15 protein-coding genes and 1 pseudogene are annotated in these 15,153 nt (G+C 67.6%); 10 read left to right on the top strand and 6 right to left on the bottom strand.

Annotated features, from left to right (window positions below; all coding sequences use genetic code 11):
• Positions 1 to 138: 138 nt before the first annotated feature.
• The 4 genes from OHA11_RS05695 to OHA11_RS05680 all read left to right on the top strand — a co-directional run bounded on the left by OHA11_RS05695 (position 139) and on the right by OHA11_RS05680 (position 5,120).
• Positions 139 to 1,329, top strand: coding sequence for a substrate-binding domain-containing protein (locus tag OHA11_RS05695; RefSeq protein WP_266492601.1), 1,191 nt, complete (start codon positions 139 to 141; stop codon positions 1,327 to 1,329).
• A complete protein-coding gene (locus OHA11_RS05690; RefSeq protein ID WP_266492599.1) occupies positions 1,330 to 2,868 on the top strand; it encodes a sugar ABC transporter ATP-binding protein in 1,539 nt (512 codons plus the stop codon). It begins immediately after the preceding gene.
• On the top strand, positions 2,865 to 3,953 hold the full coding sequence (locus OHA11_RS05685; RefSeq protein WP_266492598.1) for an ABC transporter permease: 1,089 nt from the start codon (positions 2,865 to 2,867) through the stop codon (positions 3,951 to 3,953). The genes OHA11_RS05690 and OHA11_RS05685 overlap by 4 nt, the downstream gene beginning before the upstream one ends.
• Before the next feature lie 222 nt (positions 3,954 to 4,175).
• On the top strand, positions 4,176 to 5,120 hold the full coding sequence (locus tag OHA11_RS05680) for a fumarylacetoacetate hydrolase family protein (protein ID WP_266492597.1): 945 nt from the start codon (positions 4,176 to 4,178) through the stop codon (positions 5,118 to 5,120).
• A 284-nt stretch (positions 5,121 to 5,404) separates the two neighbouring features.
• Here OHA11_RS05680 and OHA11_RS05675 read toward each other — a convergent pair whose 3' ends face one another.
• Together OHA11_RS05675 and OHA11_RS05670 are read right to left on the bottom strand one after the other, a co-directional pair.
• The gene (locus tag OHA11_RS05675; protein ID WP_266492596.1) at positions 5,405 to 5,602 is read right to left on the bottom strand and encodes an SDR family oxidoreductase; all 198 of its coding nucleotides are present in this window, start codon (positions 5,600 to 5,602) and stop codon (positions 5,405 to 5,407) included.
• Between the two features lie 40 nt (positions 5,603 to 5,642).
• Positions 5,643 to 6,132, bottom strand: a pseudogene (locus OHA11_RS05670) (aldehyde dehydrogenase family protein); the annotation flags it as partial.
• Positions 6,133 to 6,150: 18 nt separating this feature from the next.
• Between OHA11_RS05670 and OHA11_RS48485 the strand changes: the two are divergent.
• The 3 genes from OHA11_RS48485 to OHA11_RS05660 are packed head-to-tail and all read left to right on the top strand — an operon-like array spanning position 6,151 to position 7,433.
• Complete coding sequence (locus tag OHA11_RS48485) at positions 6,151 to 6,336, top strand: hypothetical protein (protein ID WP_353962946.1); 186 nt, start codon at positions 6,151 to 6,153, stop codon at positions 6,334 to 6,336.
• 3 nt (positions 6,337 to 6,339) lie between these two features.
• The gene (locus OHA11_RS05665; RefSeq protein ID WP_323186753.1) at positions 6,340 to 6,747 is read left to right on the top strand and encodes an FCD domain-containing protein; all 408 of its coding nucleotides are present in this window, start codon (positions 6,340 to 6,342) and stop codon (positions 6,745 to 6,747) included.
• A gap of 44 nt (positions 6,748 to 6,791) precedes the next feature.
• Entirely contained in the window at positions 6,792 to 7,433 is a 642-nt protein-coding gene (locus OHA11_RS05660) for a cache domain-containing protein (RefSeq protein WP_266492595.1), read from the top strand.
• 87 nt (positions 7,434 to 7,520) lie between these two features.
• Here the strand turns inward: OHA11_RS05660 and OHA11_RS05655 are convergent, their stop codons facing one another.
• The 3 genes from OHA11_RS05655 to OHA11_RS05645 all read right to left on the bottom strand — a co-directional run bounded on the left by OHA11_RS05655 (position 7,521) and on the right by OHA11_RS05645 (position 10,655).
• On the bottom strand, positions 7,521 to 8,402 hold the full coding sequence (locus tag OHA11_RS05655) for an MBL fold metallo-hydrolase (RefSeq protein ID WP_266492594.1): 882 nt from the start codon (positions 8,400 to 8,402) through the stop codon (positions 7,521 to 7,523).
• A gap of 50 nt (positions 8,403 to 8,452) precedes the next feature.
• Complete coding sequence (locus tag OHA11_RS05650; protein WP_266506977.1) at positions 8,453 to 9,361, bottom strand: VOC family protein; 909 nt, start codon at positions 9,359 to 9,361, stop codon at positions 8,453 to 8,455.
• A gap of 154 nt (positions 9,362 to 9,515) precedes the next feature.
• Complete coding sequence (locus OHA11_RS05645) at positions 9,516 to 10,655, bottom strand: FAD-dependent monooxygenase (RefSeq protein ID WP_266492593.1); 1,140 nt, start codon at positions 10,653 to 10,655, stop codon at positions 9,516 to 9,518.
• Positions 10,656 to 10,795: 140 nt separating this feature from the next.
• On the opposite strand from OHA11_RS05645, the gene OHA11_RS05640 reads away from it, so the two are divergent.
• The 3 genes from OHA11_RS05640 (at position 10,796) to OHA11_RS05630 (ending at position 13,861) form a co-directional block, all read left to right on the top strand.
• Positions 10,796 to 11,716, top strand: coding sequence for a LysR family transcriptional regulator (locus tag OHA11_RS05640; protein ID WP_266492592.1), 921 nt, complete (start codon positions 10,796 to 10,798; stop codon positions 11,714 to 11,716).
• Between the two features lie 169 nt (positions 11,717 to 11,885).
• Complete coding sequence (locus OHA11_RS05635) at positions 11,886 to 12,863, top strand: fumarylacetoacetate hydrolase family protein (RefSeq protein ID WP_266492591.1); 978 nt, start codon at positions 11,886 to 11,888, stop codon at positions 12,861 to 12,863.
• Positions 12,860 to 13,861, top strand: a complete 1,002-nt coding sequence (locus OHA11_RS05630; protein ID WP_266492589.1) for an amidohydrolase family protein — start codon at positions 12,860 to 12,862, stop codon at positions 13,859 to 13,861. Before OHA11_RS05635 ends, OHA11_RS05630 begins: the two co-directional genes overlap by 4 nt.
• Before the next feature lie 65 nt (positions 13,862 to 13,926).
• Here the strand turns inward: OHA11_RS05630 and OHA11_RS05625 are convergent, their stop codons facing one another.
• A complete protein-coding gene (locus tag OHA11_RS05625; protein WP_266506901.1) occupies positions 13,927 to 15,006 on the bottom strand; it encodes an IS110 family transposase in 1,080 nt (359 codons plus the stop codon).
• Positions 15,007 to 15,153 lie beyond the last annotated feature (147 nt).

Raw genomic sequence — 15,153 nt, 5'->3', positions numbered from 1 at the left:
AAGAATCATTGACAATCTCTCAGTGGTTTTCCACAGTCTATTGACGACAGTAGAGGTCAGAAACGATCATCAGCGCCGGCTCCATGGTCACGGGCACGTGTCCGACGGCGCGCACCACCCGCCCCCCGGAGGATGAGAATGATGGACACCCGATCCCACTCGCTTCGGCGGCTGCGAATACTCCTGCTCGCCGGCGCCGCGGCGATGGCCCTGATGCTGAGCGGCTGTAGCAGCAGCGACGCCAAGCAGGGCAGCGACAGACCCGGGGGGACGAGCGACGCCCACGGCCTGACCATCGACGAGATGAAGGCGGAGATCGCCAAGCACACCGGGATGGTCTCCTCCTACCCGGCGCAGAAGCAGGTCAGCGGCGTCGAGAAACTCCGCGGGAAGACGATCTGGTACGTCCCGGTCGGTGCGACGGCGCCCATCCTCAACACCTTCGGCGACGGCATCAAGGCCGCGTTCGACAAGCTCGGCATCACGTTCCACATGTGTGACGGAGAGTTCCTGCCCACCACGATGGCGTCCTGCCTGAACGAGGCGGCGTCGCGTGGCGCCGACGGCGTCGTCACCGGCTATATCGATTACGCGCTCATCCCCAACGCGTTCGACAACCTCGTCGCGCAAAACATCCCGGTGCTCATCGCCGGTGCGCAGCCGAGCAGAGGCAAGACGAACTCCCCCGAACTCGCGTTCTACGACACCACCCCGACGATCAACGTGCTGCAGAAGCTGAGCAGCGAGGCGGTGATCGTCGACAGCGGCGGCAAGGCGAAGGTGCTGTACATCGGTGTGACCGACTCGCCGCAGACGAAGGCCATGGCCGCGTATGCCAAGCAGTTCTTCGCCGACAACTGCCCCGACTGCCGTTTCACCGAGATCGACTACAACACCGCCAGCCTCAAGCGCCTCCCCTCGCAGGTGAGTTCCGCGCTGATCAGCCATCCCGACACCGACTACGTCGTCACCTCCGTCGATACCGGCGTACCGGGCGCGCTCACCGGCATCCAGGCCGCCGGGTTCACGAACAAGGTGAAGATCTCCTCCGCCAACGGCGACCTCGCCGCGCTGCAGCGGATCAAGGCCGGCCAGGTGCAGTTCAACGACGTCGGGACCAGCCCGGTCTACTTCGGCTGGCAGTTCGCCGACGGCATCATCCGGATGATGGTCGGCCAGAAGCCCGACGAGGGCCCGGGAATCGTCCGGGTCTTCAACAAGGACAACGTCGGCGACCTCTCGCTGACCCCGGCCGCGTACGCCACGAACCAGTGGTACGGGCAGGACACCTTCGAGAACACCTTCCTGAGCGCGTGGGGAGTCAAGTAGATGTCCCCCGACCAGGCCCGTCTCGAGATCCACTCGCTGTCCAAGACATTCCGGACTGTGCGTGTGCTCGACGACGTGAACCTGTCCGTTCGGCCCGGTGAGGTCCATGGCCTCGCCGGACAGAACGGCTCCGGCAAGTCCACGCTCATCAAGATCCTCACCGGCGTGTACTCGCCGGATCCCGGTGCCCAGTACCACGTCGACGGACGCCCAGTGCGGCTGCCGGTGCGCTGGCGCGAGGTCCGCGCGGCCGGCGTCGGTGTCGTCCACCAGGACCTCGGCCTGCTCGACCAGCTGACCGTGGCCGAGAACGTCTGCGTCGGCGGGTTCCCCACGCGCCTCGGCCGCATCGACCGCATCGAGCGTGATCGGCTCACCGCACGGACGCTCGCCCGGCTCGGCATCGAGCTGGAGCCCGCCACGGTGGTCGGCACGCTGAGCGCGCCGGAGCGGGCGGAGATCGCGATCGCCCGCGCGATGCGCGACCACGCGGCTGGTGCGGGCCTGATCATCCTGGACGAGTCGACCCGCGCGCTCAGCGGTGACGACCTCACCCGCATCCACCAGATGCTGCGGCGAATCGCCTCACAGGGCAGCGCCGCCCTGCTGATCAGCCACAGCCTCAGCGAGCTGGTGGCGGTGTGCGACCGGCTCACGATCCTGCGCGACGGCAAGGTCACCGGCGACGGGTTGAACACCAGCCACCTGAGCGAGCACGGGATCGCGCGGCGGATGCTGGGCAGTGCGCCGGTGGCCGGCCCGTCGCGGCCACCCGCTCGCGAACCCGCCGGGCGCCCGACCGTCCATGTGCGCGGAGTGCGCGGCAAGCGGGTCGAGGGTGTGGATTTCGACGTGCACGACGGCGAGATCCTCGGTATCACCGGCCTGCCCGGCAACGGGTACGAGGAGCTGCCGTACCTGCTCGCCGGAGCGCAGCGGGCGATCGCCGGCAAGGTCGTCACGCCGCAGGGCCTCGCCGACCTGCGCCATGCCAACGTGATCGGCTGCCTGCGCGCCGGCATCGTACTCGTGCCCGAGCGGCGCGACCGCGACGGCTTGGCGTTCGACCTGAACCTCCGCGACAACATCAGCCTGCCGCTGCTGAAGGCACGCGGACGGCCGTGGTTCGTCGCCCGCACGTGGCAGCGCCAGGCAGCGGAGAAGGCGATCGACACGTTGGGTATCCGGCCGAACGCGCCGACGATGACGATCAAGCATTTGAGCGGCGGCAACCAGCAGAAGGTGCTGCTCGCGAAGTGGCTGGCCACCGCGCCCGCCGCCCTCGTCCTGCACGAGCCGACGCAGGCGGTGGACGTCGGCGCCCGGCAGGACATCCTGCGCGCGCTGCGCCGTGCGGCCGAGTCGGGCATGGCCGTGGTGCTGGTCAGCAGCGAGCCGGAAATCCTGGTCGAAGCCTGCGACCGCGTCCTCATCTACCGGTCCGGTGGCGGCACCGTCGTCGCCGACTGCTCAAGCGCCGACGTGCTCATCGAGCAGATCTACGCAGCAGCCGAGAAGTCCATAGGGGAGCCAGCATGACGGTGTTCGACAAGAGCGAGGATCTGGCGTCCGGAGGCGAGGTCGACACGGACGAGGAAGACCGGATGCCGGAACCGAACACGACGGTGACAGTGCCGGACGTGGCGTCAGGCGGCAGTCGCAGCCGCTCGTTGCGGGGTGTGCTGGACGCGTTCGCCGCCCGGTACGCGCTCCTCGGCGTATGGCTGGTGATGGCGGCCGTCTACGGCGGAGTCATGCCGGGCAAGTTCCTCGGCACGTCCACCGCGCAGGCGATCTTCGGCTCGCAGTCAGCACTGCTGTTCCTCGCGGTCGCCGCGTTGTGTACGTTCGTCATCGGCGAGTTCGACCTGTCGTCCGCGAGTTCGATGGGGCTGTCCGCGACGATCATTCCGGTGCTCGTGACGCTGCACGATGTGTCCCTGTGGTTGGCCTGCGTGATAGCGCTGCTCGCCGCGGTCAGCTGCGGGCTGATCAACGCCTTTTTCGTTGTCGTCGTCGGCGTCCCGTCGCTGATCTGCACGCTCGGCACGGCCAGCCTGTTCCTTGGCATCGCCGAGTTGATCTCGTCCTCCACGATCGTGTCCGTGTCGAGCCACGGGTTCTCGGAGTTCGCCGAGCACAACCTGCTCGGCCTGCCGCTGTCGTTCTTCTACGGGCTCGCGCTGTGCCTGGGCTTCGCGTACGTGCTGAGCTGGACACCAATCGGTCGGCACATCACGTTCGTTGGCGCCAACCGAGAGGTCGCCCGGCTCGCCGGCATCAGCGTCGATCGCATCCGGGCGGGCGGCTATGTGGTCGCGAGCCTGATCGCCGGAATGGCCGGGATCATCCTCGTCGCCACGGTGGGCGGCTTCGACCCGACCGCCTCCGCCACCTACCTGCTGCCCGCGCTCGCGGCCGTCTTCCTCAGCACGGCGATCGTCCGTCCCGGGCAGTTCAACCCCATAGGGACGTTCTTCGGTGTCTACTTCCTTGAGACGGGCATCCTCGGCCTGCAACTGCTCGGCTACTCCGGCTGGGTGCAGGACGCCTTCTACGGCGTCGGTCTCCTCCTCGCCGTGACGGTGGCGTCCCTCGTCCGGGCGCGCGCGAAGACCTCCTAGGCCCTGTCGTGGCCTTCAGCGTCCAGTCCCCATTCGACCGTTCGGCCGGACGTACGCCTGGAACTACGAGCCATCCTCGAACTCCCGATCCCCGGACCCGTGTCCGGGCACGCTGTCCATGCCTGCGAGCGTCGCCCCGGACGCGACCCCCGGAACACGGAAGTCGCCGGGTGCGGTCGGATCGGCCCAAGTAAGCCCGAAACCCATACTGAAATGAGAGACATGACGAGATTCATCAAGGCGCGGACTACAGCGGGCGACCGAATCGGCGTGCTGCGTGCTGACGGCAGTGTCGCGCTCGCGCGGCAGGAGTCGCGGATCGAGCCGTACTTCGGCGACGACGGCACGGCGCTGCACGCCCTCGCCGAGGCGATCGATGCCGACCCGGCCGAGGTCTGCGACGCCGCGGCGCTGCAGTTGCGCGCGCCGGTCGACCCTGTCTCCATGCGCGATTTCATGATTTTCGAGGAGCATGTCCTGCCGGCCTGGCGGAGCAACGGGCTTACCCGCGGGCCGGAGGTCTGGTACCAGCAGCCGATCGGCTATTTCAGCAACGTCGCCAGCCTGCACGGACCGCGCGACCCGGTGGAGAGCCCCGGCGACACGGCGATGCTCGACTTCGAACTGGAGATCGGGGCGATTGTCGGCCGCGAGGCCCGCTCGGTGAGCACCTCGGAGGCCGGCCACCACATCGCCGGTTATCTCATCCTCTGTGACTGGTCGGCGCGCGACCTGCAGTTCCGCGAAATGGACGGCCTGCTCGGCCCGTTCAAGGGCAAGGACTTCGCCTCATCCCTCGGCCCGGTCTTCGTCACGCCGGACGAGTTGGCCGGCCGCAGCATGGGCAACGGCTACGACCTGCTGATGACGTCGACCGTTAACGGAAGGCAGTACGGCAACGACAAGTGGTCATCTGCGTACTGGTCGTTCGAGGAGCTGATCTCCTACTCATCCTGGAACTCAGTGGTCGAGGCCGGCTCGCTGATCGGCAGCGGGACGTGCCAGGGCGGCTGCGTCCTCGAGCTCTCGCTGCGGCATGGCTCTGACGACTACCCGTGGCTCGCGCCCGGCGACGAGGTCCTGCTCGAGGTCCAGCTGATGGGCGCGATCCAAGCCAAGATCGCCGCGCCGACACGCGGTTCCTGGCCAGGTAAGAGAAAGGCGTAGTCGGCTGGCGAGGCGCCAGTAGCCGCACACTGGGGTGCCCCTGCTGCCGGTGCGGCCCTGGCTTCAGGGCCGGGGCGGGGCACCCTGAGGGCTGCTGTAATCGGCAGATGCTGGACCAATGCCACGAAGTTAAGGGCTCGTTGGCGATGCAAGGCATCGGGGAGAGTGATCTTGTAGGTGTTCGGTGCTGCGCGGATGAGTCGGCCGTTGTAAGCCCAGTAGCGGCGTCCCACTCGATCCAGTTCAGTAAACGGTGAACCGACAAAAGTGCTGCAGAGGCCCTCTCAGTAGGTCTTGGCCAGCAGGGCGCCATCGACGACGAGCGAAGTGCCGTTGATGAACGACGAGCGCTCGCTGAGCAGGAACAGGACGGCGTCAGCCACTTCCACGGCCTCCGCGATGCGGCCGGACGGGTAGCTGGCCAGCATCTCCTCACGAGCCGCGCCTGGATCGTCCGTGCCTTGGAAGTACTGCTGAATCATGGGCGTCTCCATGTCACCCGGGCACACGCAGTTGCAGCTGCGGGGTCGAGTGGCCGATGAGGGCTCGGCCTGTGTCGCGATCACCGACGACGACGTTGAAGACGCCCGGAGGCAGGAACTCCTGAGCGATGTCGCCCATGAGTGCGGTGGTCGCCGGCGTGGTGTCGCTGGGCTTGAGGACCACGGAATTACCGGCGGCGATGGCCGGCGCGAACTTCCAGACCGCCATCATCATCGGGTAGTTCCATGGGGTGACCTGCCCGTTGACGCCGATCGGTTCGCGCCGGATGAACGAGGTGAAGCCGCGCATGTACTCGTCGGCCGACTTCCCCTCCAGAACGCGGGCGGCGCCCGCGAAGAAACGGATCTGACCCACCATGACCGTGATCTCTTCGGAGCGGATTGCCGCCTTCGGCTTTCCGGTGTTCATGGCCTCAAGCTCAATCAGCTCCTCCGCCCGGGCCTCAACGGCGTCCGCGATCTTGAGGAGTGCGGAGTGCGCGCTGTCGCTCCGACGGCGTGGTGTCGCGGCTGAACTCGCTGCCCGGATGAACGTTTCGGTAATGACGCTGCGGAACTCACTGGCCCGACTGCGCGACCAAGGCCTGATCCAGACGAGGCGCGGCCGCCAAGGCGGCAACTTCGTCGTCCTCCCGGCGAACCCCGACGACCAGCCTCTGCGACGCCGCTTGCTCGCGCTTGACATCGACGCAATCCGTGACAGTCGCGACTAATATCTGGCCATCGTCGGCAAGGCCGCCGAGTTGGCCGCGGTGCGTGCACGGGGGCTGACCTTAACTACGCTGGCTCACGCGGCCAACGCTGTTCGCGGTGCGGAGACGACCGCAGCATCAGTCCGCCTTGACTCTCGATTCCACCTTGAGCTTGCCGCCGGCACGCGGTCAGCTGCGTTGACCAGAGCCGAGCTTGCAGCACGGAACGATGTCTCGTCTTTGCTCTGGATTCCCGGCCTCGAATGCCAGACGGCCTCAGAATGCGCAGACCAACATCTGGCCGTTGTCGCTGCGATCGAGGCCCGCGATGAACTGAACGCGCGCACGACCGCCGAACGCCACCTGGCCGATTCAATGAACCGGCTGATTGAACTCCGGATGCGTCTGAGTGAGGAGGGCCGCCAGGCATGATTTCCAGTCGAGATCTCGCCCATCTTCGCCGTAGCATGATGAAGGTGGCCCGTGAGTTCGCCAACCACTGCACATCACTCAGGGATGCCGCACGAGCAGACATCGCAGCAGACAGAGTAAGGGGCGCTTCGGCATTCGGCTCCGTCCACGAAGCGGCGCGACGTGCGCTGGACGCCGACGACGCGATCGCCCTCGGCATGGGATTCATTGGCTCCTCCGCAGCTCTCGATCCCGGCGCAATCCACTGGTGGTACCGGCCCGTCAACCATGAGGCGTGCGCACCGCTGATGACCGGGGACCCCATGCTCACCGACTACTACGAGTTCGAGAACACTCAGTGGTGGCAGGCGGCAGTCGACGAGGCTGTGCACATCAGCAGTCCTTACGTGGATGTAACGGGAACGAACGCGTACGTACTGACGGGAAGTCTCCCGGTCACCTTGGACGACACGTTCTTCGGGGTCGCCGCCGTCGATGTGGAGGTAGGGAAAATCCAGGCGCTCTGGCAGCCGTACTTGCTGTCGTTCGCTAAACCCGTGAGTGTGGTTGACGACGAGGGTTCGGTGATTGCCACCAACTCGGGCGAACTATTGGGTGGCTACGTGGACACGGACATACTTTCGTCGGACGCGGCATATCACGTGCCAGAGACACCATCGATCGTCGTTCAGACGCGGCAGCTGTAAGTCGTGATCATGCGGCCGCGGTGACCTCGTTCCAGCGGTGGTGCCAGGTTTCCTCGATGGCCGCATCACGAGGACGGGATCCAAAGCCTATGCGTGACACGACAGCGGTCGCGAGCCATTGAACTCGATCATGTCGCGTAGTGCCGCGGATACGTCGACAGGCCGGCCCTGCGGGTCGAGGTCGGCGTACGCGCGATGGAGGTTGCCGACGATACGCTCGCTGTCGAGCCAGCCGGCGTAGTCGCCGAGCTGGGTCTCCCGCGCGGCCTGCAGCGGTGTCAGGCCGGCCTCGCGGCCGGCCTTGGCAGTGGCCAGCACGAACTCGAGGTAGCCGATGGCCGTGGGGATCAGAGCGGCGTCACACGGCGCACCGTGTCCTGGCACGACGGTCCGCGCGGGGATGGGCGCCAGCACGTTGGTCAGGACGTCGATCGCGCCGATCACCGAGCCCGACAGCAGGAAGGGTGTGCCGCCGTTGAACAGAAGATCGCCGCAGAACAGCACTTCCTGCTCGGGAAGCCAGACCAGGCTGTCGTTGGTGGTGTGCGCGGACTTGCCGACGTACCTCACGTCGATGGGCCGGTCGTCCGACCACAGGCGGATGCGATCGGCGAAGGTGAGGTTCGGCGGGGCGAGCGTGATGTCGCCCCACTCGACGTCGCTCCAGATGCCGCGGTTGGCCGGCGGTCCGTTCTCAAGCACCTCGACGCGGCACCGTTCGTGGCCGACAATGGTGGCCGCGCCGAGCACGGCGTTGCCGTACGTGTGGTCGCCGTGGTGGTGCGTGTTGATCAGCGTTGTCACTGGCGCGGGTGTCACCGATGCGATGCAGGCGAGGTAGTCGCGGGTGCGCCGCTCGGTCGAACACGCGTCTATCGACACCACGGATGACGATCCGACGACGAATCCGGTGTTGTTGATGTACCAGGACCCGTCCGGCTGGATGTACGCGAAGACCCGGTCCGCCACCTCGACGAGCTGCGCCGGCCCGAGTTCCGGGTGGTCGTGGGGCTGTGTACTCATAGCGCCGCCGGGGTCCAGAGCCCGCGGTCGGCGGGGGCGCGGTGCCAGAGGGCGAACAGGTCCTCGCCGGGACCGGCCGTCCCCCACCGATCGGCGTAGTCCGGCGTTATGGGCCAGACCCGCGGCACCCATGCCTCCTCGTCCGTGACCTGCTCAAGTGCTGTCGTGTACTCGACGACGACCTTGTCCGGGCCGGCGAAGTAGGAGTAGACGTTGTCGCCCGCGCTGTGTCGTCCCGGACCCCACAACGGCTGATGGCCGTGCCGGAAGAGCCGGCCGGTGCCGCGCATGTACTCGTCGACGTCGCGTAGTTCGAAGGACACATGGTTGAGGCCGGCGACAGGGCCTTGCACGATCGCCAGGTTGTGGTGGTCTGTCGAGCAGCGGAGGAAGCACATGCGGTCCTCCAGCCAGTCCGACAGCCGCAGCCCGAGATACCTCTCGTAGAACGCCTTCAGCGCCGGGACGTCCGGGCTGCTCACCACGACGTGGCTGAGCTTGCGCGGCACCGATTCGCCGGGCTCCAGTGCGCGGTACGGCTTGCCCGCCACGTCGCAGGACACCTCGACCAGCCGCCCGTCCGGGTCGAAGAACCGGAAGCCGTAGCCGCCACCCGGCAACTGCAACGACCCGGGCTCGCTCGCGAGCGACACGCCGTCGGTGCCCAGCCGGGCGGCGAGCGCGTCGACGGCAGCGGCATCGGTCCCGCCGAACGCGATCAGGTCGGTGCGCCGCTCGTCCGCCTGACGCAGCCGGATGACGTACGGCTCGGGGCTGCCGACCGTGCCGAGAAACAGGACGTCACCGTCGCCGGCTACCCGGTACAGGCCCCAGATACCTTCGTAGAAGGCGGCCGCGGAGCGCAGGTTCTCGGTCGCGAGCGCGACGTAGCGCAGGTGAGTGATCGGCGAGCGTCGCGCGCGTTCGGAGGCGGCCACCGCGTCATGCGGTGCCAGCGGAGGCAGCACTGGTCCTTCCCACGGTGGTGGCGGGGTCGCGCTTTCGAGCGCGCCGGGCTGGAAATAGCTGGTCACGAACTGCTCCTAGATGAAGAGAAGGTCAGGCCGGTGCGTCGAGAAACCGTTCGATGCCGCCCATCTGCTCGGCGAGGTGGTCCCGCATGCCCTGCACGGTGGCGCCCCACGTCGCCTCGGTGATGCCCATCTCGCTTTCGAGGATTCCGCGCGAGACGTCCTGGACGAGCTTCGCGCGCGGGTAGCGCCGCTGCTCGAACGCGCGCAGCCGCTCGGCGAGCGTGCCGTCGGCGGCCAGGCACTCGGCCAGGACCACCGCATCCTCCAGCGCCATGCCGGCGCCCTGGGTGAGATGGGGCGCGCAGGCGTGCGCCGCGTCGCCGAGCACGCCGACCCGGCCGCGGAACCACGGCAGCGGCAACAGCACGTCCGAGATCCGGCTGTAGACGATGTCGTCGGACGACGTCAGGCTGTCGCGCACTTCGCCGGGCAGCGAGCCGAACGGTGCCATGCGTTCGCGCAGGACGTCGACGAAGTCCTCCGGCCGATGAATCACATGGGCCGGATCCGGCGTGACGATGAACATGTACATGGAGTCCACGCTGAGCGGGAGGAAGCCGGCTTTGACTCCGACGGCCTGGTACACCCGCGTGCCGTCGAGGAAGTCCGGACGTGGCAGCGTCACCCGGAATACGCCGAAGCCGGAGTAGACCGCGTCGTGCTCGGGCCCGAACAGGATGTGCCGCGTCGGCGATTTGATGCCGTCAAACGCCACGACCAGGTCGTAGGCCTCCTGCCGACCGTCGGTGAAGACCACCTCTACCTCTCCGCCGGTGTCGGTGAACGACCGCATCGTCTTCCCGTACTGGATCTTCACATCGTGCCGCTCGGCGGCGGCGATGAGGATGCGGTGCAGGTCGAGGCGGGAGAGCGCGTTGTTGGCTGGCATGTCGTCGCCACCCATCGCGCTGTCGAGGCGGACGATCAGCTCACCCTGCTCGTCGAGGAACGTAGTGTTCCGGAACTGGTAGCCGATGCCGAGCGTTTCGTCGAGCACGCCGAGCGAGCGCAGCGCGCGCAGGCTGTTGGCCGGATGGTTGATGCCGACGCCGTAGACCGAGAACTCCTGCTTGATCTCCACGACGTCGACGTCGAAGCCCTGCTGCCGCAGAGCGACCGCCGCGCCGAGTCCGCCGATACCAGCGCCCACCACGAGCAGTTTCATGGCTGTCGCCCTCCCACTGGCCAGCACCGTTGCTGGGAGCACAAGCTAGAACGGCACGGGACACGACTGGAAGACCGAAGTACAGATACGGGTCAACGATGCCATCAATATTTCGCCATCCGTGCTGGTACATTGCCCGGATGGACGTCACGGGCGCCGTGCGCCGCCTGGACCTCAACCTGCTCATCCCGCTGAACGCGCTGCTTGAGCAGCGACACGTCACGCGTGCAGCCGAGACCGTCGGCATCGGGCAGTCGGCGATGAGCGCCGCGCTGGCCCGGCTGCGCCGAGTCTTCGACGATCCGCTGCTCGTGCGCAACGGACGGGTGCACGAACTGACGGCGCTGGGTCAGGCACTCGTCGAGCCGGTGAACGCGGTGCTCGTCGCAGCGGAGCAGATGCTCGCGACCAAGCCGCATTTCGACTGCTCGGTCGACGAGCGGACCTTCACCGTCGTCGCGAGCGACTACGTCACGCTGGTCCTGCTACGACCCCTGCTCGAGCGGCTGTACGTCGAGGCGCCGAGGGTTACGGTGAACGTCGTCCCGGTCGGCGGCTCGACCGAGACCGAACTGGAGCGGGCCCAGGCGGACCTGGTGATCATGCCGTCCGAGCTGACCAGCGGCGTGCACGACTTCCCGAGCCGGACGCTGTTCACCGACCGGTACGTCGCCGCTGTGTGGAACCAGCATCGTGAGGTCACCGACCGGCTCACCCGCGAGCAGCTCGAGACGCTGCGCTACGTGCGCTACAACCCGGCGTCGGACGGACCGGCGTTCGTCGATGCGCAACTGGCCCAGCTCGGCGTCTCCCCGAACGTAGCGCTGTCGACACTGAGCTTCACCCTCGTCCCGTGGCTGCTGCCCGGCACGTCGCTGTTCGCGTTCGTACACGAAAGGCTGGTCCGCAGCACGCCGGTGCGCCACGAGCTGCGGATCCTGGAGCCGCCGGTGCCCCTGCGGCCGCTGACCGAGACGATGTACTGGCACCCGGTGCTCCACAACGATCCGGCGCATCACTGGCTCCGGCAGTGTGTCGCCACACTCGCAGCCAGCCTGTGACGTCGCCGGCCCGTGACGTTGCCAGCCTGTGACGTCGTCGGCCCGTGACGTTGCCGGTCTGTGACGCCGCCATCGACCGTGTCGATGATCTGCATCGGCAATCGGGCATTCCTAGCGCCCTCCCGCATCCCTAGCATGTGGCTGATTCGCCCGCACGAGAGGACCTCCCATGCCCGCTCCCTTCGCCCTCGGCCGGTTCCGCTGCCGCGTTGATGGCACACAGTTCTGCGCCGTAGTGATCGGCGACGAGTTGCTCGCCATCGCCGATCTCGCCCCCGGCCTCGGAGCCGACGACATCGACGCGGCCCTGGACGACTGGCCGACGGCGGTGAAGGCGCTGCAGACGGCGGTGGACGAGCACCTGGCAACCGGTCGGTGGGCAGAGAGCGCACGCCGCCTCGACACCGTCGCGCCGGTTGCGCCCTGGACGCCACGGCAGCTGTTCCAGAGCGGTGCCAACTACAAGCAGCACGTCGTCGAGCTGATCGTGGCGGCGGCCGCCGAGGCCGGTGACGCCAATCCTGCCGACACACAGGAGCATGCCATCGCCCTGATGGAGGAGCGCGCGGCGCACGGCACGCCGTACGTCTTCCTCGGGCTTCCGTCCGCCGTCTGCGGCCCGGTCGACGACGTCGTCCTGCCCGACACCGGTACGCAGCACGACTGGGAGCTGGAACTCGGCGTGGTGATCGGCACCGAGGCGTACCGCGTCCCGCGTGACGCCGCGATGCAGCACGTCGCCGGTTATGTGATCGCGAATGATCTGACGACGCGCGATCGCGTGTTCCGTCCCGAGATACCGTCGATCGGCACCGACTGGCTGGCCGGCAAGAACGCACCGACCTTCCTCCCGCTCGGGCCGTACCTCGTCCCGGCGGCATTCGTCGACCCGGCCGATCTGCGGGTGACCCTCCGGCTCAACGGGCAGGTGATGCAGGACGAGTCGACCGCCGACATGATCTTCGGGATCGCCGAGCTGATCGAACACGTCTCGGCGATCACGCCGCTGCGTCCGGGCGACCTGCTGCTCACCGGCTCACCGGCGGGCAACGGTGCGCATTACGGCCGGTACCTCAGTCCCGGCGACATCATGGAGGCGACGATCACTGGGCTCGGCACGCAGCGCAACCGGTGCGTCGCTCTGTGAAGACCGTCGACGTCCACGCGCACGTCGATGCGCCTGAGGTGTCGGCGCTCGTGCACGGTCGCCCAGGGCTGCTCGCCGAGCAGGCGGAGCAACTCGCCACGTTCGGCGACGAGTCGACCCGCCGCAACGTCGAACTCGCCGCCACGGCGTACCGTCCGCTGCTGGGCGACCTCGACTGCCGGCTGGCCCGGATGGACCGTAGCGGCATCGATGTCCAGGCGCTGAGCGTGATCCCGACCCTGTACCACTACTGGGCCGAGCAGAAGCTCGCGGCGGAGATCGTCGAAGCGGCGAACACCACGGTCGCCGGGTTCGTGAAACAGCGTCCGGACCGGTTCGTCGGCCTTGCGACCGTTGCCCTGCAGCACCCGGAGGCCGCCGCCGAGCAGTTGGGCAGGGCCATGGGCGCACTGGGAATGCGCGGCGTGGAGATCTCGACGAACGTCGCCGGCCGCGACCTGTCCGACCGCTCGCTCGATCCGTTCTGGGCCGCCGCCGAGGAGCTTGACGCATTCGTGTTCATCCACCCGTGGGGCTGCACCCTCGGCGACCGGCTGGTGATCGGCTACCTCGGCAACGTCGTCGGCAACCCCACCGAGACGACGCTTGCGCTGCACCATCTTGTCTTCGGCGGCGTGTTCGACCGGTTCCCGCGCCTGCGTGTGTGCGGCGCGCACGGCGGCGGCTACTTCCCCCACTATCTCGGCCGGGCCGACCACGCGTACGACGTACGTCCGGAGAGCCGCACGATGCGGCGTCGGCCGAGCGAGTACCTCGACCACATCTACTTCGACTCGCTGGTCTACACCGCCGACAACCTCGCCCGGCTCGTCACCGCCGTCGGCGCGGACCGCGTCGTCATCGGCACCGACTACCCGTTCGACATGGCGGTGACCGATCCGCTCGACCGGCTGGCTGCCATCAGCCTGACGCAGCGCGAGTACGCCGCGATCGCCGGCGCGACTGCGACAAGACTGCTCGGCCCGCTTACCGGGTGAGGTGCAGCTTCGCCCCGAGCCGGCCGACGAGCTCAAGCAGGTCGCCCCGAGGCTGCTATATCGCGTCAAGCCGCTTGGTCGAGATTCTCGGAGTTCGTGACGGCGTTCTCTCGGCCGGAATGCTCGAGGATCTTGAAGAGCTGACGGCAGATTGCTCGCTTGAGGCAGCGTTGCGCGTCGCGAGAGGTCTTCCCCTCGGCGACTCTGCGGGCGACGTACGCCTTCGTGGTCGGGTCGAGCCGCATACGGATCAGCGAGATGGTGTGCAGAGCCCGGTTGAGCTGCCGGTCGCCGCTGCGGTTGAGCCGGTGCCGGTTGGTCAGCCCGGAGGAGGCGGGTATCGGCGATACTCCGGCGAAGGACGCGAAGGCGGCCTCGGACCTGAACCGGCCGGGATGGGACCAGCTGACCAGGATCTGGGTCGCTGTGATCGGCCCGACGCCGAGCAGGTCCAGGAGCTCCGGCGCAACCCCGCGGACCAGGATGAGCATTTCGTTCTCGAGCTCTTTGGCCTCGGCCTGCAGGGCTTGGATGCGTTGTGCGGTGGATCGCAGGGCCCGCGCGGTCATGCGATGCTCGACGTCCTGTGCCGGGCGGTCTCGCAGCTGAGCACAGCGGGCAATCTGGACCGGCCGCTTGAGTTTCCGCAGCTCGGCGCGGAGCTCGTCCGGCGCGGACACGATCAGCGACTTGAGCTGATTGATCGCGGCGGTGGAGGCGAGGACGGCACTGTGGCGGGTGGCGAGCAGGACGCGCAGGGCCTCGCGCCAGCCGCGGAGCCGGGGCTGGATCAGATGTTCGGTGGCCAGGGCTTCCTTGGCCGCGCGGATCGCATCGATCATGTCGGTCTTGCGCCCGCCACGGACAGCGGGGCGCTTGGGCCGGCAGACTTCCACGACCTGTTCACCGGCTTGATTGAGGAAGATGGCCAGACCGGCGCCGTAGCTGCCAATGCCTTCCAGGGCCCAGCAACGACGGCCGGGGATGTGCTGGCGGGCGAAGTCCAGCAGCCGCCGGTAGCCACGGGCGTTGGTGGGGGCATCAGTGCTGGCCAGGACGGCGCCAATGGGGCTGACGGCCGCAGCGGCGAGGGTGTCACGGTGGGTGTCGACGCCGATGACGCCGTCGACCTGTTCTGCGAGCATGGTCACGTGGTTGTTCTCCTTCGTGGGCGGGACGGCCGTGGTCGGCGTCGGCCTGGGTGGAGTCACCGCGTGGCAGAACTGTGATGAGTCACGTCGAAATGGCGGACAAGCTGCTGATCAAGCCAACGGGGTGGGCCAGGCCGACGC

The sequence above is a fragment of the Streptomyces sp. NBC_00878 genome, from assembly GCF_026341515.1.
Lineage (GTDB): Bacteria > Actinomycetota > Actinomycetes > Streptomycetales > Streptomycetaceae > Streptomyces.
Note: the sequence above shows the minus strand (reverse complement) of the source record. Positions and strands in the feature narration are given on the sequence as shown.

What these genes read in the sequence shown, in the direction of transcription:
- OHA11_RS05680 (WP_266492597.1), top strand. Translation starts at nt 4,176, where the DNA reads ATGACGAGATTCATCAAGGCGCGGACTACAGCGGGCGACCGAATCGGC.
- OHA11_RS05685 (WP_266492598.1), top strand. Translation starts at nt 2,865, where the DNA reads ATGACGGTGTTCGACAAGAGCGAGGATCTGGCGTCCGGAGGCGAGGTC.
- OHA11_RS05695 (WP_266492601.1), top strand. Translation starts at nt 139, where the DNA reads ATGATGGACACCCGATCCCACTCGCTTCGGCGGCTGCGAATACTCCTG.
- OHA11_RS48485 (WP_353962946.1), top strand. Translation starts at nt 6,151, where the DNA reads ATGAACGTTTCGGTAATGACGCTGCGGAACTCACTGGCCCGACTGCGC.
- OHA11_RS05625 (WP_266506901.1), bottom strand. Translation starts at nt 15,006, where the DNA reads ATGCTCGCAGAACAGGTCGACGGCGTCATCGGCGTCGACACCCACCGT.
- OHA11_RS05645 (WP_266492593.1), bottom strand. Translation starts at nt 10,655, where the DNA reads ATGAAACTGCTCGTGGTGGGCGCTGGTATCGGCGGACTCGGCGCGGCG.
- OHA11_RS05690 (WP_266492599.1), top strand. Translation starts at nt 1,330, where the DNA reads ATGTCCCCCGACCAGGCCCGTCTCGAGATCCACTCGCTGTCCAAGACA.
- OHA11_RS05675 (WP_266492596.1), bottom strand. Translation starts at nt 5,602, where the DNA reads ATGATTCAGCAGTACTTCCAAGGCACGGACGATCCAGGCGCGGCTCGT.
- OHA11_RS05635 (WP_266492591.1), top strand. Translation starts at nt 11,886, where the DNA reads ATGCCCGCTCCCTTCGCCCTCGGCCGGTTCCGCTGCCGCGTTGATGGC.
- OHA11_RS05640 (WP_266492592.1), top strand. Translation starts at nt 10,796, where the DNA reads ATGGACGTCACGGGCGCCGTGCGCCGCCTGGACCTCAACCTGCTCATC.